The following is a 23,886-nucleotide window of genomic DNA, read 5'->3' on the forward strand; positions in this document are numbered from 1 at the left end:
GGTGCCAATCCTAAAGGAAGAATGGGCTCGGTTGGAATAGCGCTTCCACGTCTGGTACATATTTCTTATCAACTAAGAACATCACCACGTGGTCATCTTGTTCAATCACGGTTCGGTCATGGGCGATCAGGACTTCTTCACCGCGGACAATCGCACCGATGGTGGTGCCCGGTGGTAGTTTGATATCACCAATCGCACGTCCCACCACTTTCGAAGTGGTTTCATCGCCATGGGCAACGGCTTCGATGGCTTCGGCCGCACCACGGCGCAACGAGGATACATTGACAATGTCCGCACGGCGTACGTGAGTGAGAAGCGCAGAGATGGTGGCTTGCTGAGGTGAGATGGCTACATCAATTGCGCCACCTTGGACGAGATCAACATAGGCGCCACGCTGGATAAGCACCATCACTTTTTTCGCCCCCATGCGTTTGGCAAGCATGGCTGACATGATGTTGGTTTCATCTTCGTTGGTGAGGGCGATGAACACGTCCACTTGGTCGACATTCTCTTCGCTTAGCAGTTCTTGGTCTGCGGCGTCACCACAGAAAACGATGGTATTCTCTAACTCTTCAGAGAGTTTTTCTGCACGTTGATAGCTGCGCTCAATCAGTTTTACGCTGTAAGTCTGTTCAAGGCGCCTCGCCAAGCTTGCGCCGATGTTACCCCCGCCGACAATCATGATGCGGCGGTACGGTTTTTCTAGGCGCTGCAATTCACTCATCACAGAGCGAATGTGGTTACTTGCCGCCACGAAGAAGACTTCGTCATCGGCTTCAATAATGGTGGTACCTTGCGGGCGAATTGGGCGCCCTTGACGGAAGATAGCCGCAACACGAGTATCAATGTGTGGCATGTGCTCGCGCAGAGTTGAAAGAGCATTACCAACCAGTGGACCACCATAGTAGGCCTTAACGGCAACTAAGCTGACTTTTTGCTCGGCAAAGCTCACCACTTGCAGCGCACCCGGGTATTGAATTAAACGCTCAATGTAGCTTGTCACCAGCTCTTCTGGCGCAATCAGGTGATCGACTGGAACGGCGCCTGATTGGAAAAGCGCTTCTTTTTCAGCAAGGTATTGTGGAGATCGAATGCGAGCAATTCGGTTTGGCGTGTTAAAGAGAGAAAACGCGACCTGACACGCGGCCATGTTGGTTTCATCGGTATTGGTGACCGCAACCAGCATATCGGCATCTTGGGCCCCTGCTTCACGCAGAGAGTCTGGGTGGCTTGCATGACCGTGGACGACACGTAAGTCATACTTGTCTTGCAGTTCACGCAGTCGGTCATTATCTCGGTCAACGATGGTAATGTCGTTGTTTTCACCTACCAGGTTTTCAGCCAAAGTACCGCCGACCTGACCTGCGCCAAGAATGATGATTTTCATAGCTTTTCTCTTTATTCGCTTAGCTGGTTGAATACAGCTTAAGTATTTACTCGTTGCAATGAAATAGCGGCTAAGACAAAGTCATTAGCCGCTCAAATTATTATGCTTGTTTCACTAGTACTGCGTAGTAGAAACCATCCATATCCTCTTCGCCAGGTAAGATTTGGCGTCCTGGATTGTTGATATCAGAGCCGACTAGTGTTGCATCACTTGTACGTTCTAAGAATGCTTTCACTTGAAGGACATTCTCTTTTGGCGTAATTGAGCAGGTGGCGTAAACCATAGTGCCACCGGCTTTCAGTTGACCCCACATTGCATCCATGATTTCACTTTGCAGCTCAGCAAGCGCATCAATGTCGTTTGCTCGGCGTAGCCACTTAATATCAGGGTGACGGCGGATAACGCCAGTCGCTGAACACGGCGCATCAAGCAGAATGCGGTCAAATTTTTCGCCGCTCCACCACTCTTGAGGGTAGCGAGCATCGCCACAAATCACATCCGCGCGCAGTTGTAGACGCTCTAAGTTGTCATAGACGCGATCAAGACGCTTAGCATCACAATCAATCGCAACCACTTCGGTATCTTCTGTGTGCTCAAGAATGTGGGCGGTTTTGCCACCTGGCGCCGCACAGCAATCAAGGATTAGCTCGCCATTTTGTGGCTGTAGATAGTTCACAGACAGCTGAGCGGCAGCGTCTTGGACTGATATCCAACCTCGGTCAAAGCCTGGAAGAAGGGTTACGTCACAAGGCGAGGCCAATTTTATGGCATCTTCTGCTTCTGGGTGAATGCTGAATTCAATGTTTGCATCTTTCAGCAGTTCTAGATATTCATCGCGCGTGTGGTGCTGACGATTCACGCGTAGCCACATTGGGGCCTTGCTGTTGTTTGCTTCGACCAATTGCTCCCATTGCTCTGGGTAGCTTTCACGCAGCATATTCAATAGCCAGTTCGGGTGACCATATTTGCCGGCATTGTGACTAACGGCTTTTTCATCTAATGCTCCTTGATCACGTAAGTAGCTACGTAATACGGCATTGACTAGGCCGCGCAGGCTTGGGCCTTTCAACGTCTTGGTGCCTTCCACCGTTTCTGCTACTGCCGCATGAGCGGGAATACGCATAAAGCTAAGTTGGTAAATACCAACCAGAATTAGATGGTGGAATACGCGTTTTTTCCCTTTCAGTGGATTATCCATCAGCTCATTAGCGATGGATTCCAAACGTGGCAAGTAACGCAGTGCGCCATAACAGATCTCTTGTAAGAGAGCATGGTCTCTTGGTCTGATGGTTTTTTGCGCCGCAGGTAGTGCGTGTGAAAGAGATTGGCCTTTATCGACCACTTGGAATAGGACGTTGGCTGCAGCAGCGCGAACATTCATGATGAATACCTTAAATTAAGGGAGGGTGTCTCCACCCTCAAAATGTACGTTTCCCGTTAGGGAGAATGTGTTTAAACCAGCTGAGTGCCGACTTCAAACCAGCTAGCACGTGAGTTCAAAATGTCTTGAACTGACATGGCTTTTTTACCTGGTACTTGCAGTTGTTCTAGTACTAGTACGCCATTGCCAGTGGCAACGTAGATACCTGTTTTATCCGCTTGCAGGATGGTGCCTGCTGGTTTGTCTGACGTTTGCTCATCAACTCGGCTTTGCCAGACTTTGATGCTGTTTTCAGCCGCTTCAAAGTGGCTCATTGGCCATGGATTGAAAGCACGTACGCAGCGTTCAATATGCTCAGCATCGTCAGCCCAGTTAATACGCGCTTCTTCTTTACTCAGTTTCTTCGCGTAGTTTGCCAGCTCATCATCTTGCTTTTCAGGCACTGCTTTGCCTTGTGCAATATCGGTCAAGCATTCAACTAGCGCATCAGGACCAAGCTCAGCCAGCTTTTCATACATAGTGGCACTGGTGTCAGTCGCTTCAATTGGCAAGGTCGCGATTTTTAGCATGTCACCAGTATCAAGGCCGATGTCCATTTGCATGATGGTTACGCCAGTCTTGTTATCACCCGCCCAAATAGAACGTTGAATCGGAGCGGCGCCACGCCAGCGTGGCAAGATAGAGCCGTGGACGTTGATACATCCAAGTTTTGGTGTATCTAAGACTGCTTGAGGTAGCAAGAGACCGTAAGCGACAACAACCATAAGGTCAGCGTTAAGCTCGGCAAGCTCTTGCTTTGCTTCGTCTGACTTGAAGTTTTCTGGTTGGTAAACCGGAATGTTGTGCTCAAGGGCAATATTCTTTACTGGACTCGCGGTGAGTTTCTTACCACGGCCTGCTGGGCGATCTGGCTGCGTGTATACAGCGATAACTTCATGCTCCGAAGACAACAACGCCGCCAAGTGACGGGCGGCGAAATCCGGAGTACCAGCAAAAACAATCTTCAAAGGTTTGCTCAAGGTACCTTCCTTCTATTTATTATGGCGGTTAAGCTTTAGCGTTTTTCTCGTTGAAGCGCTTGATCTTAGCTAGCTTGTCTTGAATACGCTTGCGTTTTAAAGGCGAAAGGTAGTCTACAAACAGTTTGCCTTCTAGGTGATCAAGTTCGTGCTGTACACAGATTGCTAATAGGTCATCAGCTTCAAAAGTGTACTCTTCGCCATCACGGTTAAGCGCTTTTACTGTTACTTCTGCCGCACGTGGTACGAGTGCTCTTGCACCAGGTACAGATAGACAGCCTTCTTCGATGCCATCTTCACCGCGTTTCTCGATGATTTCTGGGTTGATCAGAACCATTGGCTCGTCACGAGTCTCAGAAATATCGATAACAACAATGCGTTGGTGGAAATCAACTTGGGTTGCTGCCAAGCCAATACCTTCTTCGTCGTACATGGTTTCAATCATGTCATCAACGAATTTTTGAATCTCAGGAGTCACGGCTTCAACCGGCTTTGCGACGGTGCGAAGGCGATCATCTGGGAATGTTAATACTTGTAATACAGACATATACACTCGAAATGTTGAACTGTGCCGAATCAGGATAATCCTTGTTGGCTCAATTCTAGACATTTTGTAGACCAAATGACAGCATCATTGCGTTTTTGACGCGTTTATAGGCAGTTCTCGCGATTCTAATCACCACCAAATTTTACTCTCAGGGATGAACGGTTATGTCAGTTCGGTTCGGGTTTTCGCTTGTGGCATTGTTGTCTTTTTGTACCTCACATTTCGTTTTTGCACAGGAAGAAGTCCTCACCGTAAAAAAGGGTGCGCCTACGACCTATACCGTGGTGAAAGGGGATACCTTATGGGATATTTCGGCGCTCTATTTGGATAGCCCATGGTTGTGGCCACGATTGTGGCAGGTCAACCCAGAGATCGATAACCCTCACCTTATTTACCCAGGCGATAAACTCAGTTTAGTTTGGCGCAATGGGCAGCCAGTACTGAGCTTGAAGCCGATGGTGAAACTGAGCCCTAAAGTCCGTGTTTTGGATAAAAAGGCGCTGCCTACCATCAATGAATCCTTAGTCTTGCCTTATTTAGAGTCGGATCGCCTACTGACAGAGGAAGAGTTATCGACAAGCGCTCGCGTGCTTGGCTCGAGCGATGGCGATCAATATTTAACGAACCACAAACTCATTTACATCACGGGGGAGCACAATCACTCAGACTGGGTGATCTACCGACCGCTTGATGAATACCAGCGCGACACGCACAAAATGACGGCGCTTAAACAGATAGCTAAGGCGACGTTGACCTCGCAAGGGCAAGGCTTTAGTGGTTTGGAAATTAGTGTCCAGAACCAAGAGATTCTGGCAGATGACATCGCACTACCAGTAATTGAAGGTGTTACTGATTCGCTATCTACGACCTTTTACCCAGCGCCTTCTCCTGCGCAGAGTGTGGCGAACTTGTTAGGCTCGCTGGAGGGCAGTCATTATGTGGGGCAAAACCAAGTTGTGGTTATCGACCGAGGTGACATAGACCAGTTGCGCCAAGGTTCCATGTTTGAACTCTATTCTCCGGGTGCGAATATTGAGGATGGTAAACACCTGCCAGATACCTTCATTGGCCATTTAATGGTGATTCGTCCGTACGAACATTTTAGTTTGGCATTGGTAACGCAAAGCGCTCAGCCTATCAGTCAGCAAACGTTACTTCGGTCACCGCTAGACGCTTTGGAATAATGAATCGAGAGGCTTTAGCAGCTTGGCTAGCTCTCTATTTTACCCCGCGCGTTGGCCCCAAAACATTTGCTAAGCTAACAGCAATCGAGAGCCCTGAAAGTATTGCTCAATTAAGCGCTTCAGAGCTTCAATCGGTAGGTTTTAGCACGCAGCAAATTGAGTACTTAAAGCATCGCGCTCAGAAAGACATTGTCGATTGCTTCAATTGGCTAGATGCTTGCTCGCAGCGGGCGATATTGACGTTGCGAGACTCAGCCTACCCTCCACTATTGAAACAAACAGGCACCGCTCCAGCAATACTATTTGTTGAAGGTGATGTTTCTTGTTTATCTCACCCTCAACTGGCCATGGTTGGCAGTCGCAATGCCAGTATCGATGGCTTGAACTGTGCCCGCCGTTTTGCTCAATCACTTGTTGAACATGGACTGGTTATTACCAGTGGTCTCGCTTTGGGAGTTGATGGCTATGCGCATGATGGTGCCTTGCAGGGGGGAGGGAAAACAGTAGCGGTACTGGGGAGTGGGTTGGACTCAGTATATCCTGCTCGCCATCGTCAGTTGGCTGAAAGAATATGCCAAAGTGGAGCATTGATTTCCGAATTTCACCCACTAGCAAAACCCAAGGCGGATCATTTTCCTCGCAGAAATAGAATTATTAGTGGCTTATCGGCAGGAGTGCTGGTGATTGAAGCGGCAGAAAAAAGCGGTTCTTTGATTACCGCACGTTATGCTGTGGAGCAAGGTAGAGACGTATTTGCGATTCCAAGCTCTATTCACCACACTCAAGGTCGTGGCTGTAACCTATTGATAAAGCAAGGTGCTTGCTTGGTTCAGAATGTCGAAGATATTGTCGCTGAAATCGAGACACTGGTTCGCTGGTCTGATCAAGGTATCGGTGCAGTTCAGCAGGAAATTTTTCCTCTAGAAGATAGCAAAGAAGAATTGCCATTTCCTCAGCTGTTAGCTAACGTAGGAAGTAGGGCTACACCAGTTGATATTCTTGCAAGCAGGACCAATATACCTGTTCAAGAAGTCATGATGCAGCTCTTAGAGCTTGAGCTCTCAGGGCATGTTGTTGCAGTTTCCGGTGGCTATATTCGAAAGGGGAGGGGCGAGCTATGATGATGGATATCCTAATGTATCTGTTCGAGACTTACATCCATAGCGATGCAGAGTTACAAGTCAATCAAGATGAGCTTGAAGAAGAGTTGCTTCGTGCAGGCTTTCATCAAAATGACATCTATAAAGCCCTTGTCTGGCTGGAAGAGTTAGCCGCTCTGCAGCAAAGCGAGGCCCACTCAGCGATTTCTGTGTGCAGTACATCGACTTCGACACGTATTTACACCGCCAAAGAGTGTGAGCGTTTGAGCTTAGAGTGTCGAGGTTTCATTACTTTCCTTGAACAAGTGAATGTGTTGACAACGGAAACGCGTGAAATGGTGATTGACCGTATTATGGGCCTCGAGACGGATGAGTTTGAGCTGGATGATCTCAAGTGGATTGTATTGATGGTGCTGTTTAATGTACCAGGCAATGAAAACGCTTATACGCTTATGGAAGAGCTGTTATACACCAAAGAACAAGGTGTTCTACATTAACGAGCTTTCCAAGTGACCAAAAGCAGTAAAATAGATCAGCAGCTGTTTTCAGCTCATGAACATGCATTAGAGCATCAAACGTGCCCGAAATGCCAATCCGATCAGCGCGATGGCGAGCTTCAGCTTCGCCATGGCAAGCATGGCCCATTTCTTGGCTGCACCCTTTATCCAACCTGCGATTACATTAAGCCATTACATCAAAACGATGGGCATATCATCAAAGAGCTTGGTGTGCCTTGCCCAGAATGTGGCAACGAGTTGGTCCTTCGCCAAGGGCGTTACGGTATGTTTATTGGTTGTAGCCATTATCCGCAGTGTCATCATATTGAGTCTCTGGATCAACCTGAAGAAGAGCCAGAGTCACCGCATTTAACTTGTCCGGAATGTCACAAAGGCCATCTAGTTGAGCGCAAAACACGCTTTGGTAAGTTATTCTATGCCTGTGATAACTACCCTAAATGCAAGTTTGCGGTGAACCAGCCTCCAGTAGCCGGGCAGTGCGAGAAGTGTGGTTTTCCATTACTGATTGAGAAAAAGCTAGCCAGTGGAGACCGATTACAGTGTGCTAATCGTAAATGTCATCACACCCAAGAAAACAAATAGCAAAACGGCGCCTAGAGCGCCGTTTTTGTTTACTGTTTATTAAGATTACTCAGTGAAGTTCTCTGCGAAATTATGTACGGCTGGAAAAGCCTTCTTGTCTAGGACATCGGCGAGCGCACATAATTTGCGTTGCAGTTCGCCATTGTAATCACCACACACATTGATGTGGCCCATTTTACGGCCTTCGCGTTTCTCTTTTCCGTACCAATGCACATGGCAACCATCCATCGCGATCACCGCTTCTGGTAATGTATCTTCACCCAAAATGTTGATCATCGATGTGGAGCGGATCAGTTTGGTTGACCCCAGTGGCAAGCCACAAACGGCGCGCAGGTGGTTCTCAAACTGACACGTTTCCGCACCTTGTTGAGTCCAGTGACCAGAGTTGTGAACGCGCGGTGCGATTTCATTGACGAGTAAAGTGCCATCTACATCAAAGAACTCGAGGGCTAACACGCCCACGTAGTCGAGGCTGTTGGCAACCGCAGTGAACATGTTCTTCGCTTGTTCTTGTAGATCTGTGTCTGCAATAGCGGTAGACAGTGTCAGGACACCATTGGTATGAACGTTCTCCGCTAGAGGGTAAACCGCCACGTTGCCATCTTTGCCACGGGCACCAACCAGAGAGACTTCGCGATTAAACGGGACAAACTCTTCAGCGACAATCGCTTGGGTTTCTGTCGCGGCAATGCATTCTGCCATTTCAGCCCAGATTGCATCTGCTTGATCTGCATCTCTTAAGCGCCACTGGCCCTTTCCGTCGTATCCGCCCAAAGCGCTTTTAAGCACCATAGGAATGCCTACGTGATGGATTGCACGATCAAAGTCTTCACGGGAGTTGATGACGTAGTATTTGGCATTACGTACGCCAGCATCATCGAGTAACTGCTTCTCGATGCGGCGATCACCACCAGCTTTAATGGCCTGTGTTGATGGTAAGAATTTGCCACTTTGCTCACACACCGCAAGAATGTCATGAGGGATATGCTCAAACTCAGCGGTGATGACGTCAGCTTGCGCAATCGCATTCTCTAAACCATGGCCAGTCACCATTTGGGTTAGCGGATGAACGATATTTTTGCTCCCCACATCGTACGCAGAGATCTCGATGTTAAGAGGCGCGCCTGCCAATGACATCATACGAGCCAGTTGACCGGCACCTAGCACTAACACATGCATAGTATTAGTCCTCTGCTGGATTTGGGTTAGCTAATACAGTTTCAGTCTGTTCACTGCGGAACGCTTCAACCTTAGCCATCACTTCTTCGTCATGCGTACCAAGGATTTGTGCTGCTAGTATACCTGCGTTTGCTGCGCCAGCTTCACCGATGGCTAGCGTGCCTACCGCAATCCCTTTTGGCATTTGAACAATAGAATAGAGAGAATCTAAGCCACTTAACGCTCGTGATTGAACAGGAACACCAAGTACAGGCAAAGACGTAAACGCCGCAGCCATGCCAGGTAAGTGAGCAGCGCCGCCAGCGCCGGCAATGATCACTTTAAGACCACGTTCTTTCGCGCTAGTCGCGTAATCAGCGAGAAGTTGAGGAGTGCGGTGTGCAGAGACGACTTTTGTTTCGTACTCAACTCCGAATCTGTCTAGCATTTCTGCCGCTAGTTTCATTGTTGGCCAATCTGATTTTGAACCCATGATGATACCGACTTTCATCTCGAACTCCTTAAAGCTGCGCGTAATAGGTGAGCATTCAATTTGTGCGCATTATACGGGGATTTTACTCTTAAGCAAACGTTTGCGTTGGCGTTGAAATCAGATTGATACAATTTATAAATAAATAGCTTTAGTCACTGGTTGTGATTGTTTGTACACTTATCAAAAACAAAGATTGAACAGGAAGTATTCGTGGATAATTTTGATCGAGCGCTCAACGCTTTAAATGATGGTGAAGTGATTGCCTACCCTACAGAGGGCGTATTTGGTGTCGGGTGTGATCCGGATAACCCAGAAGCTATTCAAAAATTATTAGAGCTCAAGCAGCGCCCTGTCGAAAAAGGGTTGATTTTGATTGCTGCAAGCTATGAGCAGCTGCTGCCCTACATTGATGAATCACAATTGACTGCGCAGCAGCTTGAGCAAGTCCATCAAACTTGGCCAGGACCAGTCACTTGGATAATGCCTTGCAGCGATAAAGTGTCTAACTGGGTTTCTGGCCAATTCGATTCCATTGCAGTGCGTGTAACGGATCATCCTTTGGTACAAAAGATGTGTAATGCGTTTGGAAAGCCGCTAACCTCTACCAGCGCGAATCTAACTGGTGAGCCGCCTTGTATGACCACAGAACAAGTCTATCAGCAGCTAGGCGATAAGCTGGTGGCTGTTTTGGAAGGTGAAACGGGTGGAAGAGAAAAGCCAAGTGAGATTCGTGATGCGAAAACGTCACAAGTATTAAGACAAGGCTAACCTTGCAAAGGAAGAAAGATGTCGGCAATTGATAAACAAGCGGTAAAGCAATTCTTAATGGAACTGCAAGACTCGATCTGTCAGAAGTTAGAAGCAGCAGACGGTCAGGCAGAATTTGTTGAAGATGCATGGCATCGTGAACCTGGTGAGAAGCTAGGTGGTGGTGGTCGAACTCGCGTGATGAAAGAAGGCGCAGTGTTTGAGCAAGGCGGCGTGAACTTTTCTCACGTTGAAGGCAAAGAAATGCCAGCTTCTGCAACGGCTCACCGACCTGAGCTAGCTGGTCGACGCTTTGAAGCGATGGGGGTGTCTTTAGTTATGCACCCGAACAACCCTTATGTCCCAACTTCTCACGCTAACGTTCGTTTCTTTATCGCCGAAAAAGAGGGCGAAGAGCCAATTTGGTGGTTTGGTGGGGGCTTTGACCTAACACCGTTTTATCCTTTTGAAGAAGACGCGCAATATTGGCACAACACTGCGAAAGAGGTGTGTGCTCCATTTGGCAGTGAAGTCTACCCAGAGCATAAAGCTTGGTGTGATAAATACTTTTACCTGCCACACCGTGATGAAACCAGAGGCGTCGGTGGCTTGTTCTTTGATGATCTTAATCATTGGGAGTTTAATAAGTGCTTTGAGTACATCAAAGCGGTTGGTCAAGGTTATACAGATGCCTACCTGCCGATTGTAGAGCGCCGCAAAGAAACAGAATACGGCGAGCATGAACGTCAGTTCCAACTATATCGCCGAGGTCGTTACGTTGAATTTAATCTAGTGTTTGACCGTGGCACTCTGTTTGGCCTGCAGAGCGGAGGTCGTACAGAATCTATCTTGATGTCGATGCCACCGTTAGCGCGCTGGGAATATGCTTACCAAGTTGAGCCTGGCTCAGCAGAAGCCGAGTTATACGACCACTACCTCAAGCCGAGAGAGTGGTAAGGCTTTCTTCAATATATAGATAGTGATAGGGTCAATGTTTCGCATTGGCCCTTTTTAGTTCTGCAGGTAAAGGAAATGACTCAGCAAATAGATCGTTACGCCGTTTTTGGTAATCCCATCTCTCAAAGTAAATCGCCTTTTATTCATACCCTATTTGCTCGTCAAACCAATCAGTCATTGACCTATACTGCAGAAAGCCCAAATAAGGACGCGTTTCAACAAGCTGCGTCTGAGTTTTTTGCTCAAGGTGGTAAAGGCTGTAACGTCACGGTTCCATTTAAGGAAGATGCTTATCGCTTTGCAACTCGACTAACAGAACGTGCTCAGTTGGCTGGGGCGGTGAATACGCTAAAGAAGCTCGATGATGGTGAGATCATTGGTGATAACACCGATGGTGAAGGGCTAGTGCAAGACTTACTTCAATATCAAGTGCCTTTAAAAGGAGCGCGTATTTTACTTATTGGTGCTGGTGGTGCCGCACGTGGCGTCATTAAGCCACTATTAGATCAGCAGCCCGCTGAACTTGTTGTTACCAACCGAACCTTTGCTAAAGCGCAACTGCTTGCCGAGATGTTTGCTCCGTATGGAACGATTAGCGCTTGTGAGATGAGTGAAGTTAACCAAGCCTTTGACGTGATCATCAACTCCACCTCTTCTAGCTTGAGCGGTGAACTACCAGAGATATCCGCAGCTATCTTTACGGAACAGGCGGTAGTGTATGACATGATGTATGGCGCTGGTAAAACGACCTTCAATCAGTGGGCACATGAGCATGGGGTGGTGCAAGTCTTTGATGGATTAGGAATGCTGGTCGGTCAAGCGGCAGAAAGCTTTATGCTTTGGCGTGGTTTAAGACCTGGTACCAAACAAATTTTACGTGAGTTAAGAAAGAACCTAGAGGGATTGTAATGAATCAATCGATCTTATTCCCAGACATGCAAACATGGGATGAAGACAAACAAGCTGTTCTCTTTCCAGCGCAGCAATCAGGTGCTCTGATTCAATGCCTAGTGAGTATCAGTAAACTGAAACAGCTGTCGGGACAGGACATCGAGAACGAACAGCAAGCTCTGGAAGTCTTTTCACAATATCGATTCGATCTTGAAGAGCTTGCTGAAGAACTGATTGAAGAGGAAGAATTCAACTCAGAAGGTAATATAGAGGTCGTTAGTTAATCTCTTTAACCTCATGTAGGTAATCTTCTTTATTCTGCACATAGTTATCCGCAGACTTCTGTAAGAAAGCTCGTTCCTTATCGTTGAGGGGGCGAGCTTGCTTGACCGGACTTCCTACATAAAGGTAACCGCTTTCGAGTCGCTTTCCTGGGGGGACCAAACTGCCCGCACCAATCATTACCTCTTCTTCTATAATAGCGGCGTCTAACACGATCGCACCCATACCGACCAAAACGCGATCTTTAATGATACAGCCATGCAGCATCACCTTATGGCCGATCGTGACATCATTTCCAATAATCAGAGGGTATCCGTTAGGGTTCTCTTTATTCTTGTGGGTGACATGCAAAACACTACCATCTTGAACATTAGTGCGTTCGCCGATATGGATATGGTTTACATCACCTCGTGCAGCCACCAATGGCCAGATGCTTGAGTCGCTGCCGATTTTGATATCACCAACCAAAACAGAGCTACTATCTATATAGACGCGCTCACCAATCTGAGGGGAAATACCTTTGTAACTGCGTAGAGAGCTCATGTATTTATCCTTTTACTCTTGTTATATCGTGCTTATAGGCTTAGAAAAGTACTAAAAATCGGTCGTTTTGAATAGAAAATACCCAAACAATAAAAAAATCAAAAAAAACAGCAAAAAGGGCTTGCCAATGTGATGGCGATCTCTATAATGCCCCCTCGCTGACACGGGAACGCTTCGTAAGAAACGAGAGCCCAGTTAGCAAGGTCAATTAGCCAAGCGGAAACGCTTGAAAAAAGTTTGAAAAAAGTGGTTGACACTAAACTTTATCTCGCTAAAATGACCGCCTCTTCCGAAGTGATGTGAGTCACAAAGAAGAAAGCTCTTTAACAATATAAACCTATCAATCTGTGTGGGCACTCGTTGATGATAATCCAATTAGAAACTTCGGTTTCAAATTAGGTTTCAATGAAACGAAGTGACCAACGAGTCGCAAGACTCAGCACAGTCAATTCAAACATTACTTATGTAATGTTCAGTATTCATTGAGCCGAACAAAATCTTAAATTGAAGAGTTTGATCATGGCTCAGATTGAACGCTGGCGGCAGGCCTAACACATGCAAGTCGAGCGGAAACGAGTTATCTGAACCTTCGGGGAACGATAACGGCGTCGAGCGGCGGACGGGTGAGTAATGCCTGGGAAATTGCCCTGATGTGGGGGATAACCATTGGAAACGATGGCTAATACCGCATAATAGCTTCGGCTCAAAGAGGGGGACCTTCGGGCCTCTCGCGTCAGGATATGCCCAGGTGGGATTAGCTAGTTGGTGAGGTAAGGGCTCACCAAGGCGACGATCCCTAGCTGGTCTGAGAGGATGATCAGCCACACTGGAACTGAGACACGGTCCAGACTCCTACGGGAGGCAGCAGTGGGGAATATTGCACAATGGGCGCAAGCCTGATGCAGCCATGCCGCGTGTATGAAGAAGGCCTTCGGGTTGTAAAGTACTTTCAGCAGTGAGGAAGGCGGGTACGTTAATAGCGTGCTCGTTTGACGTTAGCTGCAGAAGAAGCACCGGCTAACTCCGTGCCAGCAGCCGCGGTAATACGGAGGGTGCGAGCGTTAATCGGAATTACTGGGCGTAAAGCGCATGCAGGTGGTTTGTTAAGTCAGATGTGAAAGCCCGGGGCTCAACCTCGGAATTGCATTTGAAACTGGCAGACTAGAGTACTGTAGAGGGGGGTAGAATTTCAGGTGTAGCGGTGAAATGCGTAGAGATCTGAAGGAATACCGGTGGCGAAGGCGGCCCCCTGGACAGATACTGACACTCAGATGCGAAAGCGTGGGGAGCAAACAGGATTAGATACCCTGGTAGTCCACGCCGTAAACGATGTCTACTTGGAGGTTGTGGCCTTGAGCCGTGGCTTTCGGAGCTAACGCGTTAAGTAGACCGCCTGGGGAGTACGGTCGCAAGATTAAAACTCAAATGAATTGACGGGGGCCCGCACAAGCGGTGGAGCATGTGGTTTAATTCGATGCAACGCGAAGAACCTTACCTACTCTTGACATCCTCAGAAGCTTGTAGAGATACGAGTGTGCCTTCGGGAACTGAGAGACAGGTGCTGCATGGCTGTCGTCAGCTCGTGTTGTGAAATGTTGGGTTAAGTCCCGCAACGAGCGCAACCCTTATCCTTGTTTGCCAGCACTTCGGGTGGGAACTCCAGGGAGACTGCCGGTGATAAACCGGAGGAAGGTGGGGACGACGTCAAGTCATCATGGCCCTTACGAGTAGGGCTACACACGTGCTACAATGGCGCATACAGAGGGCGGCCAACTTGCGAGAGTGAGCGAATCCCAAAAAGTGCGTCGTAGTCCGGATTGGAGTCTGCAACTCGACTCCATGAAGTCGGAATCGCTAGTAATCGTGGATCAGAATGCCACGGTGAATACGTTCCCGGGCCTTGTACACACCGCCCGTCACACCATGGGAGTGGGCTGCAAAAGAAGTGGGTAGTTTAACCTTCGGGGGGACGCTCACCACTTTGTGGTTCATGACTGGGGTGAAGTCGTAACAAGGTAGCGCTAGGGGAACCTGGCGCTGGATCACCTCCTTATACGATGATTATTGCGATGAGTGTTCACACAGATTGATGGTTTATGTAGTTTAAGAGATGGAACATCCCCCAAGATGTTCAACTTAGTGTCCCGTTCGTCTAGAGGCCTAGGACACCGCCCTTTCACGGCGGTAACAGGGGTTCGACTCCCCTACGGGATACCATTGGGTCGTTAGCTCAGTTGGTAGAGCAGTTGACTTTTAATCAATTGGTCGCAGGTTCGAATCCTGCACGACCCACCATTCTCTCCACGAGAATGAAAAAATAATGTGGGCGATTAGCTCAGTTGGGAGAGCACCTGCCTTACAAGCAGGGGGTCACTGGTTCGAGCCCGGTATCGCCCACCATTCTCTAAATGTTTTTGGATTAGGATTTCCAAACCACTTCAGTAAAACGTGTGTGGTTGGGGTTTTCGACCGTCTAAGAATCTTTAGAAAATGTATTTCTTCGGAAAACATAGCTCTTTAACAATTTGGAAAGCTGACAAAACAATCTTTTAAAGATTGTTTGTAAAGTTCTCAATGTTTGTCTTTAAGACAAACACCAAACAACACATTCAAGTGTTCTTGGAATTTGAGTCCGGCAAAATCGTGTCTGCACATGTATAAAAATGCAGACAACTTTGGTTACTAACAAAGACCCTTTGGGGTTGTATGGTTAAGTGACTAAGCGTACACGGTGGATGCCTTGGCAGTCAGAGGCGATGAAGGACGTATTAACTTGCGATAAGCCCAGATTAGGTAGTAAAAACCATTTGAGTCTGGGATTTCCGAATGGGGAAACCCACTTGCATAAGCAAGTATCGTTATGTGAATACATAGCATAACGAGGCGAACCGGGGGAACTGAAACATCTAAGTACCCCGAGGAAAAGAAATCAACCGAGATTCCGAAAGTAGCGGCGAGCGAAATTGGACTAGCCCTTAAGCTTTACACGCGTTAGACGAACGGTCTGGAAAGTCCGACGATACAGGGTGATAGTCCCGTAGTTGACGATGTGTGTTCAGTGAAATCGAGTAGGGCGGGACACGTGATATCCTGTCTGAATATGGGGGGACCATCCTCCAAGGCTAAATACTACTGACTGACCGATAGTGAACCAGTACCGTGAGGGAAAGGCGAAAAGAACCCCTGTGAGGGGAGTGAAATAGAACCTGAAACCGTGTACGTACAAGCAGTAGGAGCACCTTCGTGGTGTGACTGCGTACCTTTTGTATAATGGGTCAGCGACTTATATTCAGTAGCAAGGTTAACCATCTAGGGGAGCCGTAGAGAAATCGAGTCTTAACTGGGCGTCGAGTTGCTGGATATAGACCCGAAACCAGGTGATCTAGCCATGGGCAGGTTGAAGGTTGAGTAACATCAACTGGAGGACCGAACCGACTAATGTTGAAAAATTAGCGGATGACTTGTGGCTAGGGGTGAAAGGCCAATCAAACCTGGAGATAGCTGGTTCTCCCCGAAATCTATTTAGGTAGAGCCTCGGACGAATACTACTGGGGGTAGAGCACTGTTAAGGCTAGGGGGTCATCCCGACTTACCAACCCTTTGCAAACTCCGAATACCAGTAAGTACTATCCGGGAGACACACGGCGGGTGCTAACGTCCGTCGTGGAGAGGGAAACAACCCAGACCGCCAGCTAAGGTCCCAAATTATAGCTAAGTGGGAAACGATGTGGGAAGGCTTAGACAGCTAGGATGTTGGCTTAGAAGCAGCCATCATTTAAAGAAAGCGTAATAGCTCACTAGTCGAGTCGGCCTGCGCGGAAGATGTAACGGGGCTAAGCTATAAACCGAAGCTGCGGCAATGACTTTAGTCATTGGGTAGGGGAGCGTTCTGTAAGCCGTTGAAGGTGTGTTGTAAAGCATGCTGGAGGTATCAGAAGTGCGAATGCTGACATGAGTAACGATAAAGGGGGTGAAAAACCTCCTCGCCGGAAGACCAAGGGTTCCTGTCCAACGTTAATCGGGGCAGGGTAAGTCGACCCCTAAGGCGAGGCCGAAAGGCGTAGTCGATGGGAAACGGGTTAATATTCCCGTACTTCTTACAATTGCGATGGGGGGACGGAGAAGGCTAGGTGGGCCTGGCGACGGTTGTCCAGGTTCAAGTGCGTAGGCTTGAGAGTTAGGTAAATCCGGCTCTCTCTAAGGCTGAGACACGACGTCGAGCTACTACGGTAGTGAAGTCATTGATGCCATGCTTCCAGGAAAAGCCTCTAAGCTTCAGATTGTAAGGAATCGTACCCCAAACCGACACAGGTGGTCGGGTAGAGAATACCAAGGCGCTTGAGAGAACTCGGGTGAAGGAACTAGGCAAAATGGTACCGTAACTTCGGGAGAAGGTACGCTCTTGACGGTGAAGTCCCTCGCGGATGGAGCTATTGAGAGTCGCAGATACCAGGTGGCTGCAACTGTTTATTAAAAACACAGCACTGTGCAAAATCGTAAGATGACGTATACGGTGTGACGCCTGCCCGGTGCCGGAAGGTTAATTGATGGGGTTAGTGCTTGCACGAAGCTCTTGATCGAAGCCCCGGTAAACGGCGGCCGTAACTATAACGGTCCTAAGGTAGCGAAATTCCTTGTCGGGTAAGTTCCGACCTGCACGAATGGCGTAATGATGGCCACGCTGTCTCCACCCGAGACTCAGTGAAATTGAAATCGCTGTGAAGATGCAGTGTACCCGCGGCTAGACGGAAAGACCCCGTGAACCTTTACTACAGCTTGGCACTGAACATTGACCCTACATGTGTAGGATAGGTGGGAGGCTTTGAACCCGGTACGCCAGTATCGGTGGAGCCGTCCTTGAAATACCACCCTTGTAGTGTTGATGTTCTAACGTTGACCCCTTATCGGGGTTGCGGACAGTGCCTGGTGGGTAGTTTGACTGGGGCGGTCTCCTCCCAAAGAGTAACGGAGGAGCACGAAGGTGGGCTAATCACGGTTGGACATCGTGAGGTTAGTGCAATGGCATAAGCCCGCTTGACTGCGAGAATGACAATTCGAGCAGGTGCGAAAGCAGGTCATAGTGATCCGGTGGTTCTGAATGGAAGGGCCATCGCTCAACGGATAAAAGGTACTCCGGGGATAACAGGCTGATACCGCCCAAGAGTTCATATCGACGGCGGTGTTTGGCACCTCGATGTCGGCTCATCACATCCTGGGGCTGAAGTCGGTCCCAAGGGTATGGCTGTTCGCCATTTAAAGTGGTACGCGAGCTGGGTTTAGAACGTCGTGAGACAGTTCGGTCCCTATCTGCCGTGGGCGTTGGAAGATTGAAGGGGGCTGCTCCTAGTACGAGAGGACCGGAGTGGACGAACCTCTGGTGTTCGGGTTGTGTCGCCAGACGCATTGCCCGGTAGCTAAGTTCGGAATCGATAACCGCTGAAAGCATCTAAGCGGGAAGCGAGCCCTGAGATGAGTCTTCCCTGACTCCTTGAGAGTCCTAAAGGGTTGTTCGAGACTAGAACGTTGATAGGCAGGGTGTGTAAGTGCTGTGAGGCATTGAGCTAACCTGTACTAATTGCCCGTGAGGCTTAACCATACAACACCCAAAGGGTTTTGATGGACTCGATACAAGAATTACTTGATTGTGTTTTGAGAGCACAAACAGCTTTCCAGATTAAAGAATTTGCTTGGCGACCATAGCGATTTGGACCCACCTGATTCCATGCCGAACTCAGAAGTGAAACGAATTAGCGCCGATGGTAGTGTGGGGCTTCCCCATGTGAGAGTAGGACATCGCCAGGCTTCCAATTTATTTTCACTTTTTAAAAGTGAAGACAAAAAGGTATCGTTACCCGTAATACGTGTAACAACATCTTCAGTGTACTAATCTGACGATGACAATTTGTGGAGAGATGGCTGAGTGGTTGAAAGCACCGGTCTTGAAAACCGGCATACGTTAATAGCGTATCTAGGGTTCAAATCCCTATCTCTCCGCCACATTGAAAAGCCTCGCTAGAAATAGCGAGGCTTTTTTCATTTCATCTCTGTAAATTAGCTTTTCTGTCATCAGTGAGTGCTTAGTAGTATTGCTTGTAGATGGCGTCTGTTTCTCCACTCTCTTTCATTTCCCTTAATATCTTTTCAATCTGGAATGCTTTGGAATCTGTACTAAGCGTGACGGGAAAGTTGGTGGGACTCAACTCTTGGCTAGGATCAAAGTGGGGATTTGGGGCTTCCGAATAGTGCTCAGATTGACGAGAAAAGCCAAGGTAGATAGGCTCCACACCACCGCAGCAGTTAGGGTGGATCTTGATATCGCTACTCTTATTCGTCCTCAGATAGTAGAGCAGTGAAGCGCGGTTATAGATATAAAAGTCGCCTCGTTTTTTCCTCAATAGATTGACTGCTTTGTCGATAGTCATTTCCGGGACAGCATAGATGCGAATGTTCTCGAGATCTCGGACAAAGTCTGGAGAGCCCAGAGATTGAAGGATTGTTGCGCCTTCTAACTCTTCCAAATGATTTATATCAGCAAAGTCAGAGCGTGATATGCCTATTTCCCCTCCGGGAAATCCGTTTTCAATGTAGTAGGTGTACAGGGCTCTATACTCGTTGTAGTTAAAGCCTGGATAGAAGTCTATTTCACCATCTTCGAGCTGTTTCAGGATACGTTTCTTGGGTCCACGAATAATTTTTAATTCACAACCTAGATGATCCGCCATGGCTTGATAGAAGTGTTGATAAAGACCACTGTTGTCAGGGGAAGCGGAAATCAGTGGGATCCTTTCATTCGTGCGATAACCCATTTTTAAGATGCAGGTGTCGGCAGACCATGAACTGCTAGCGTACATGAGTAATGACCACCATATCCAAGCCTTCCATTGCATGCTGTACTCCTTCAAAATTATGTTGAGGGAACACATACAGTTTAGCCAACGTTGAAGGATATGGATCGTAAGAGGTGGATTGGTCCCAGTTAACCCAAGTTAGATGGCCACTCTTGGAAAGGGACAGGGCGACTATAAAGGAACCCTTGTGCTTGATGGCAGTTTAACTGAGCAAGCATCTTAGCCTGTTCTGTTGTCTCGACCCCTTCTGCGACAATGTCGACTTTCATTCCGCGCGTCATGTTGATGACAGCGGCAACAATTGAAGTATCGAGATCGTTGGGAGTTAGCTTGTTGATGAAGGTTCTGTCTATTTTAAGGCAATCAAAGGGTAATTTATGCAGGTAGGCAAGAGAACTGTAGCCTGTACCGAAGTCATCTATCGCGATTTGCACGCCTAGCTCTCTAATTGCCTGCATATTTTGAATCGTCACTGGATCGTTGTCGACGATGCGAGACTCGGTGATTTCTAAGGTTAAGTTGCTCGGATTTAAATCTGAGATAGTCAGCACTTTTTGCAATGTCTCGATGAAGTCCGGTTGTGACAGTTGGTTCACCGAAAGGTTAACGTGTAGGTGGAACTCCGTATCCCACTTGCCTTCTCTTATGCCTTTTACGGCATCGTTACACGCCTGCATGAGAATTTGCTCACCTATTTGACCGATTAACCCGCTTTCTTCAGCGATTGGAATGAAGTCGAGTGGGGAAACGAGACCTGAGCTCGGAGACTGCCAGCGAGCGAGTGCTTCTGCGCCTAATACTTTGCCAGTGCGGATATCAACAATTGGCTGGTAGAAAGGAATAAACTCTGTGTTCTCAATAGCCTCTCTAATTTTTGATAGCATCAGAGTTCGTTTACGTGACACATCGGCCATTTCTGGGCTGTAGTAACTGATTCGAGTGAGCTCTTGTTTCGCATTGCTCAGAGCAATACTGCCGTTTCTTAGCCATAGAGTCATATTTTGGTCTGGACCTTGAGTCACGATCCCTACAGAGATGCTGACCAAAATACTCTCGTACTCCATAACAAATGGAGAAGCAAAAGCCTGCAATACTCGATTTGCCGTTAAGCTATTTTGTTCTTTGTCTTGAGGACCAGGGATGTAGATCGCGAACTCATCACCGCCAATTCGAGATAAATAGCACTCATTGGAGAATACAGACCTCAAACGCTCAGAGATGATGACGAGAAGTTGATCCCCTTTGTAGTGGCCTAAGCTGTCATTGATGTCTCTAAACTTATTTATCCCAATAAGCATGAGTGTGCCATCGAGCTTATCAAGGGTGTCACAGGTATCGATCAAACCTTCACGACTGTAGAGTTTTGTCAGTGAATCGTAGAGCAATTGCGTGCGTAGGGCTCGAAAAGAGGCTTTGAGGTTGTTGGCCATTTCATTGAAAGCAAACACCAACATACTGGTTTCATAGATGCTTCCAGGTTTTGGCATGTGACTATCCCAGTCCCCCTTCGCTAGATGTTTGGCTGCATCAGCGGTAGAGGTAATGGGTGCGACGATGCGATTGAAGGCGATTAAGCCAATGAAGATACCAATTAAGCTGGCCACAATCCCCAAAATCCAACTGTGTCGTTGGCTCTCGGGAAGTTTACCGAGCAGGTCTGACTCAGATATCGCCATGCCTATTTGCCAGTTCAGACCGTACTGATCAACATAAGGGGTGAGATGATTGAAGTAACGTTCACCATTAATGTCGACAGTAAAGTGCTGGGTTTCTTGTTTCTCATACAGGCCCAATGACTCAGCATATTCTGCGCTTGAGTTGACGACAGGGTTCGCACTCTCTATTGCTAATAAGCGGTCACCTTTTTTACTATAGGGGGTACCCCAAGAGACAACACTGCCACCTGTGGAGTGAGCGACCAAGCGCTTCTTATCATCGACAATAAAAACGACGGCATTGGTGTTTTGTTGAAGTCGATTTAAGAAAGTATTGAAGGTATCAATTTTTACGTCTGTGACGACGACTCCTTGAAACTCATCGCCATGAAATACAGGAGTGAGCGCGGAGAGCGTAATTTCTTGACGCTCATCAGCGTTGGCATAAATCGACGACCACATGGGCACTTGGCGATCCGCTACAGGAGCGTACCAAGGACGCACTCTAGGGTCATAGCCATGAATGACCGAACGTACATCTTCACTGATTACCTGACCGCGATATATCACTAGCTTTTGCTCTGTGCGGTCATCCTGAATCATTAGGGTGTAGCCTTTGTTCGCCTCCTTGCGAAAGCCAGTATATTCGGCATTCTCGCCGCCGAATCCAATCACATCGAGGTGAGGGATCGATTGATACAGATCTCTAAAGCTTGAAAGAAGAAATTGTTCAATCTGGGTCGTATTTCCGGGAGTGTAGAGTTGGTTGTAGCCAATACTATGACTGAGAGCGAGGCTCGCTTCGAAAGGTTTGGTTAAGAACTTATTGAGCTCTAGTGTCACATTGTCGGTTAACGACGAGAGCTGCTTATCACTGATGTCAACCACCATCTCTTCATAGCTCTTTTTCTGAACAGCGATAATCACCCCAATTGTAATAATAAAAATCATTACGAATGGGAGGACAACGGCAGTTCGGAGCGTAATCTGTGTGGTCGTTGACATACTATTAATTCTATTAATGCAATATACTGGATTCTATATTCTTTAAATACAACGAGCGAGCCATTTTTGGTGAAAAAGAGACCACTGTGTTTTTAGAAGCGAGAACTTACGAGCGCTTTTTACGCCTCTTTTTTGCATTACTGAGTATATCTTTCTTTAGTAAAGCTCTTTGAGTTTCCTAGTGAGTGTGTTGCGTCCCCACCCCAAAACTTTTGCGGCATCTTGCTTATGACCGTTCGTATGTTCGAGTGCTACTTCCAAAAGTATACGTTCAAATTCAGGAAGTGCGTAAGAAAGTAACTCGGTATCCCCTTGGGTGAGCGACTTTTTTGCCCACGTCGCGAGCTGTTTTTGCCAAGTTGTGTCGCTATCAAAACCTAAATGAGACTTCTCTTCAATCAATTCTGCAGGTAAGTCATTTGGTAAGACTTCACTACCACTTGCCATAACGGTTAGCCAACGGCAGATGTTTTCTAGCTGGCGTACGTTGCCTGGCCACTCGAGGTTATTGAGGCGCTCTACCGTTGAAGGATGCAGTGTTTTTACATCGACGCCCAATTCTTCCGCGGCAAGAGCCAGAAAGTGTAAAGTGAGTTTTTCGATGTCTTGTCTGCGCTCTCGTAGAGCTGGGATTTGAATTCGAATGACGTTCAAGCGGTGAAAAAGGTCTTCACGAAAATCCCCTTGATGCACCAGTTTTTCCAAGTTTTGGTGAGTCGCTGCCACAATTCTCACGTCGACTTTGATGGGAGAGTGCCCCCCCACTCGATAAAACTGACCATCAGCGAGCACACGCAGCAATCGGGTTTGAATATCGAGTGGCATATCGCCAATTTCATCGAGAAACAGTGTTCCGCCATTGGCTTGTTCAAATCGCCCTTGTCGTACCGTGTTGGCGCCAGTAAAAGCCCCTTTTTCGTGACCAAAAAGCTCGGATTCGATGAGATCTTTGGGAATGGCTGCCATATTCAGCGCAATAAATGGTTTAGCCGCTCTTGGACTATGTCTATGTAGTGCATGGGCGACCAGCTCCTTACCTGTGCCTGATTCACCATTGATTAAAACAGAAATTGAAGAGCGAGAGAGGCGTCCAATCGCGCGGAATACCTCCTGCATGGCAGGTGCTTCACCTATGATTTCTGGCGCACTGTAATCGCCTGTGTCGGCATTGGCTTGTTCTCGGCGTTGTTCGTGGCTGTGTGTAATCGCTCGTTCAACCAGGGTCAGTGTTTCATCGACATCGAATGGTTTTGGTAGGTATTCAAATGCCCCTTTTTGGTAGGCATTCACAGCTGCATCCAAATCAGAGTGAGCAGTCATAATGATGACCGGTAAATCGGGTGATCGCTCATGCACTTGGCGTAATAACTCTATACCATCGATGCCAGGCATACGGATATCCGATACCAAAACATCGGGGCTTTCACGCTCTAATGCCAGCAGAACGCTTTCGGCATCGGAAAAAGTGTCGCATTTAATGCCTGCTGAAGAGAGGGTTTTCTCCATTACCCAACGGATGGAACTGTCATCGTCGACCACCCAAACGTATCCTTTACTCATATTCTGGTTTCCTCACAGCAATGCAAATA

General features: G+C 47.7%; 18 protein-coding genes, 4 tRNA genes and 3 rRNA genes. 15 read left to right on the top strand and 10 right to left on the bottom strand.

Features of this window, described 5'->3' with window-relative positions; all coding sequences use genetic code 11:
• Positions 1-10: 10 nt before the first annotated feature.
• From trkA to def, 4 genes are all read right to left on the bottom strand, one after another.
• Entirely contained in the window at positions 11-1,387 is a 1,377-nt protein-coding gene (gene trkA / locus ACUALS_RS00280) for a Trk system potassium transporter TrkA (RefSeq protein ID WP_005472471.1), read from the bottom strand.
• A gap of 100 nt (positions 1,388-1,487) precedes the next feature.
• Complete coding sequence (rsmB, locus tag ACUALS_RS00285; RefSeq protein WP_454448591.1) at positions 1,488-2,768, bottom strand: 16S rRNA (cytosine(967)-C(5))-methyltransferase RsmB; 1,281 nt, start codon at positions 2,766-2,768, stop codon at positions 1,488-1,490.
• A 71-nt stretch (positions 2,769-2,839) separates the two neighbouring features.
• Entirely contained in the window at positions 2,840-3,787 is a 948-nt protein-coding gene (gene fmt / locus ACUALS_RS00290; protein ID WP_454448592.1) for a methionyl-tRNA formyltransferase, read from the bottom strand.
• Positions 3,788-3,815: 28 nt separating this feature from the next.
• Positions 3,816-4,334 carry a peptide deformylase gene (gene def, locus ACUALS_RS00295; RefSeq protein WP_005472495.1) on the bottom strand — a complete coding sequence of 173 codons (519 nt, stop codon included), beginning with the start codon at positions 4,332-4,334 and terminating at the stop codon, positions 3,816-3,818.
• A gap of 164 nt (positions 4,335-4,498) precedes the next feature.
• Between def and ACUALS_RS00300 the strand changes: the two genes are divergently transcribed.
• Genes ACUALS_RS00300 through ACUALS_RS00315 form a run of 4 tightly spaced genes read left to right on the top strand, consistent with a single transcriptional unit; the run spans position 4,499 to position 7,718 of the window.
• Positions 4,499-5,518 (top strand): LysM peptidoglycan-binding domain-containing protein, encoded by a 1,020-nt coding sequence (locus ACUALS_RS00300; protein WP_454448593.1) that lies wholly within the window; start codon positions 4,499-4,501, stop codon positions 5,516-5,518.
• Positions 5,518-6,639, top strand: coding sequence for a DNA-processing protein DprA (dprA, locus tag ACUALS_RS00305; protein ID WP_454448594.1), 1,122 nt, complete (start codon positions 5,518-5,520; stop codon positions 6,637-6,639). The genes ACUALS_RS00300 and dprA overlap by 1 nt, the downstream gene beginning before the upstream one ends.
• Positions 6,636-7,115 carry a DUF494 family protein gene (locus ACUALS_RS00310; RefSeq protein ID WP_038141288.1) on the top strand — a complete coding sequence of 160 codons (480 nt, stop codon included), beginning with the start codon at positions 6,636-6,638 and terminating at the stop codon, positions 7,113-7,115. The genes dprA and ACUALS_RS00310 overlap by 4 nt, the downstream gene beginning before the upstream one ends.
• A 12-nt stretch (positions 7,116-7,127) precedes the next feature.
• Positions 7,128-7,718: a DNA topoisomerase family protein gene (locus ACUALS_RS00315; RefSeq protein WP_454448595.1), complete on the top strand. Its 591-nt coding sequence runs from the start codon at positions 7,128-7,130 to the stop codon at positions 7,716-7,718.
• Positions 7,719-7,763: 45 nt separating this feature from the next.
• Here the strand turns inward: ACUALS_RS00315 and ACUALS_RS00320 are convergent, their stop codons facing one another.
• Positions 7,764-8,897 (bottom strand): 5-(carboxyamino)imidazole ribonucleotide synthase, encoded by a 1,134-nt coding sequence (locus ACUALS_RS00320; protein WP_454448596.1) that lies wholly within the window; start codon positions 8,895-8,897, stop codon positions 7,764-7,766.
• Between the two features lie 4 nt (positions 8,898-8,901).
• On the bottom strand, positions 8,902-9,387 hold the full coding sequence (purE, locus tag ACUALS_RS00325; protein ID WP_004410971.1) for a 5-(carboxyamino)imidazole ribonucleotide mutase: 486 nt from the start codon (positions 9,385-9,387) through the stop codon (positions 8,902-8,904).
• Positions 9,388-9,579: 192 nt separating this feature from the next.
• Between purE and ACUALS_RS00330 the strand changes: the two genes are divergently transcribed.
• The 4 genes from ACUALS_RS00330 to ACUALS_RS00345 all read left to right on the top strand — a co-directional run bounded on the left by ACUALS_RS00330 (position 9,580) and on the right by ACUALS_RS00345 (position 12,248).
• Positions 9,580-10,137, top strand: coding sequence for an L-threonylcarbamoyladenylate synthase (locus tag ACUALS_RS00330; protein ID WP_038141280.1), 558 nt, complete (start codon positions 9,580-9,582; stop codon positions 10,135-10,137).
• 18 nt (positions 10,138-10,155) lie between these two features.
• Positions 10,156-11,073 carry an oxygen-dependent coproporphyrinogen oxidase gene (gene hemF, locus ACUALS_RS00335; RefSeq protein WP_454448597.1) on the top strand — a complete coding sequence of 306 codons (918 nt, stop codon included), beginning with the start codon at positions 10,156-10,158 and terminating at the stop codon, positions 11,071-11,073.
• A gap of 75 nt (positions 11,074-11,148) precedes the next feature.
• Positions 11,149-11,982: a shikimate dehydrogenase gene (gene aroE / locus ACUALS_RS00340; protein WP_454448598.1), complete on the top strand. Its 834-nt coding sequence runs from the start codon at positions 11,149-11,151 to the stop codon at positions 11,980-11,982.
• A complete protein-coding gene (locus ACUALS_RS00345) occupies positions 11,982-12,248 on the top strand; it encodes a DUF1488 domain-containing protein (RefSeq protein ID WP_454448599.1) in 267 nt (88 codons plus the stop codon). Before aroE ends, ACUALS_RS00345 begins: the two co-directional genes overlap by 1 nt.
• On the opposite strand, the gene ACUALS_RS00350 is transcribed toward ACUALS_RS00345, so the two are convergent.
• Positions 12,241-12,789, bottom strand: a complete 549-nt coding sequence (locus ACUALS_RS00350) for a gamma carbonic anhydrase family protein (RefSeq protein ID WP_454448600.1) — start codon at positions 12,787-12,789, stop codon at positions 12,241-12,243. The genes ACUALS_RS00345 and ACUALS_RS00350 overlap by 8 nt on opposite strands.
• A gap of 501 nt (positions 12,790-13,290) precedes the next feature.
• Between ACUALS_RS00350 and ACUALS_RS00355 the strand changes: the two genes are divergently transcribed.
• The 7 genes from ACUALS_RS00355 (at position 13,291) to ACUALS_RS00385 (ending at position 18,786) form a co-directional block, all read left to right on the top strand.
• A 16S ribosomal RNA gene (locus ACUALS_RS00355) occupies positions 13,291-14,842 on the top strand.
• Positions 14,843-14,930: 88 nt separating this feature from the next.
• Positions 14,931-15,006: transfer RNA gene (locus tag ACUALS_RS00360), tRNA-Glu, on the top strand.
• Between the two features lie 2 nt (positions 15,007-15,008).
• Positions 15,009-15,084: transfer RNA gene (locus tag ACUALS_RS00365), tRNA-Lys, on the top strand.
• Positions 15,085-15,113: 29 nt separating this feature from the next.
• Positions 15,114-15,189: transfer RNA gene (locus tag ACUALS_RS00370), tRNA-Val, on the top strand.
• A gap of 308 nt (positions 15,190-15,497) precedes the next feature.
• Positions 15,498-18,385, top strand: a 23S ribosomal RNA gene (locus tag ACUALS_RS00375).
• A 90-nt stretch (positions 18,386-18,475) separates the two neighbouring features.
• Positions 18,476-18,591: ribosomal RNA gene (rrf, locus tag ACUALS_RS00380) — 5S ribosomal RNA — on the top strand.
• The 16S, 23S and 5S rRNA genes sit together here with 4 tRNA genes alongside, the layout of an rRNA operon.
• Positions 18,592-18,695: 104 nt before the next feature.
• Positions 18,696-18,786, top strand: a tRNA-Ser gene (locus ACUALS_RS00385).
• Positions 18,787-18,866: 80 nt separating this feature from the next.
• On the opposite strand, the gene ACUALS_RS00390 is transcribed toward ACUALS_RS00385, so the two are convergent.
• The 3 genes from ACUALS_RS00390 to glnG all read right to left on the bottom strand — a co-directional run bounded on the left by ACUALS_RS00390 (position 18,867) and on the right by glnG (position 23,857).
• On the bottom strand, positions 18,867-19,676 hold the full coding sequence (locus ACUALS_RS00390; RefSeq protein ID WP_454448601.1) for a substrate-binding periplasmic protein: 810 nt from the start codon (positions 19,674-19,676) through the stop codon (positions 18,867-18,869).
• 89 nt (positions 19,677-19,765) lie between these two features.
• Entirely contained in the window at positions 19,766-22,297 is a 2,532-nt protein-coding gene (gene gepA / locus ACUALS_RS00395; RefSeq protein WP_454448602.1) for a phosphodiesterase GepA, read from the bottom strand.
• A 156-nt stretch (positions 22,298-22,453) separates the two neighbouring features.
• Positions 22,454-23,857 (bottom strand): nitrogen regulation protein NR(I), encoded by a 1,404-nt coding sequence (glnG, locus tag ACUALS_RS00400; protein WP_454448603.1) that lies wholly within the window; start codon positions 23,855-23,857, stop codon positions 22,454-22,456.
• Positions 23,858-23,886 lie beyond the last annotated feature (29 nt).

Source organism: Vibrio sp. NH-7, from assembly GCF_053643215.1.

Coding starts and splice junctions, on each gene's coding strand:
- trkA (WP_005472471.1), bottom strand. CDS start 1,387: ATGAAAATCATCATTCTTGGCGCAGGTCAGGTCGGCGGTACTTTGGCT.
- rsmB (WP_454448591.1), bottom strand. CDS start 2,768: ATGAATGTTCGCGCTGCTGCAGCCAACGTCCTATTCCAAGTGGTCGAT.
- def (WP_005472495.1), bottom strand. CDS start 4,334: ATGTCTGTATTACAAGTATTAACATTCCCAGATGATCGCCTTCGCACC.
- ACUALS_RS00300 (WP_454448593.1), top strand. CDS start 4,499: ATGTCAGTTCGGTTCGGGTTTTCGCTTGTGGCATTGTTGTCTTTTTGT.
- dprA (WP_454448594.1), top strand. CDS start 5,518: ATGAATCGAGAGGCTTTAGCAGCTTGGCTAGCTCTCTATTTTACCCCG.
- ACUALS_RS00310 (WP_038141288.1), top strand. CDS start 6,636: ATGATGATGGATATCCTAATGTATCTGTTCGAGACTTACATCCATAGC.
- ACUALS_RS00320 (WP_454448596.1), bottom strand. CDS start 8,897: ATGCATGTGTTAGTGCTAGGTGCCGGTCAACTGGCTCGTATGATGTCA.
- purE (WP_004410971.1), bottom strand. CDS start 9,387: ATGAAAGTCGGTATCATCATGGGTTCAAAATCAGATTGGCCAACAATG.
- hemF (WP_454448597.1), top strand. CDS start 10,156: ATGTCGGCAATTGATAAACAAGCGGTAAAGCAATTCTTAATGGAACTG.
- aroE (WP_454448598.1), top strand. CDS start 11,149: ATGACTCAGCAAATAGATCGTTACGCCGTTTTTGGTAATCCCATCTCT.
- ACUALS_RS00345 (WP_454448599.1), top strand. CDS start 11,982: ATGAATCAATCGATCTTATTCCCAGACATGCAAACATGGGATGAAGAC.
- ACUALS_RS00350 (WP_454448600.1), bottom strand. CDS start 12,789: ATGAGCTCTCTACGCAGTTACAAAGGTATTTCCCCTCAGATTGGTGAG.
- ACUALS_RS00390 (WP_454448601.1), bottom strand. CDS start 19,676: ATGCAATGGAAGGCTTGGATATGGTGGTCATTACTCATGTACGCTAGC.
- gepA (WP_454448602.1), bottom strand. CDS start 22,297: ATGTCAACGACCACACAGATTACGCTCCGAACTGCCGTTGTCCTCCCA.
- glnG (WP_454448603.1), bottom strand. CDS start 23,857: ATGAGTAAAGGATACGTTTGGGTGGTCGACGATGACAGTTCCATCCGT.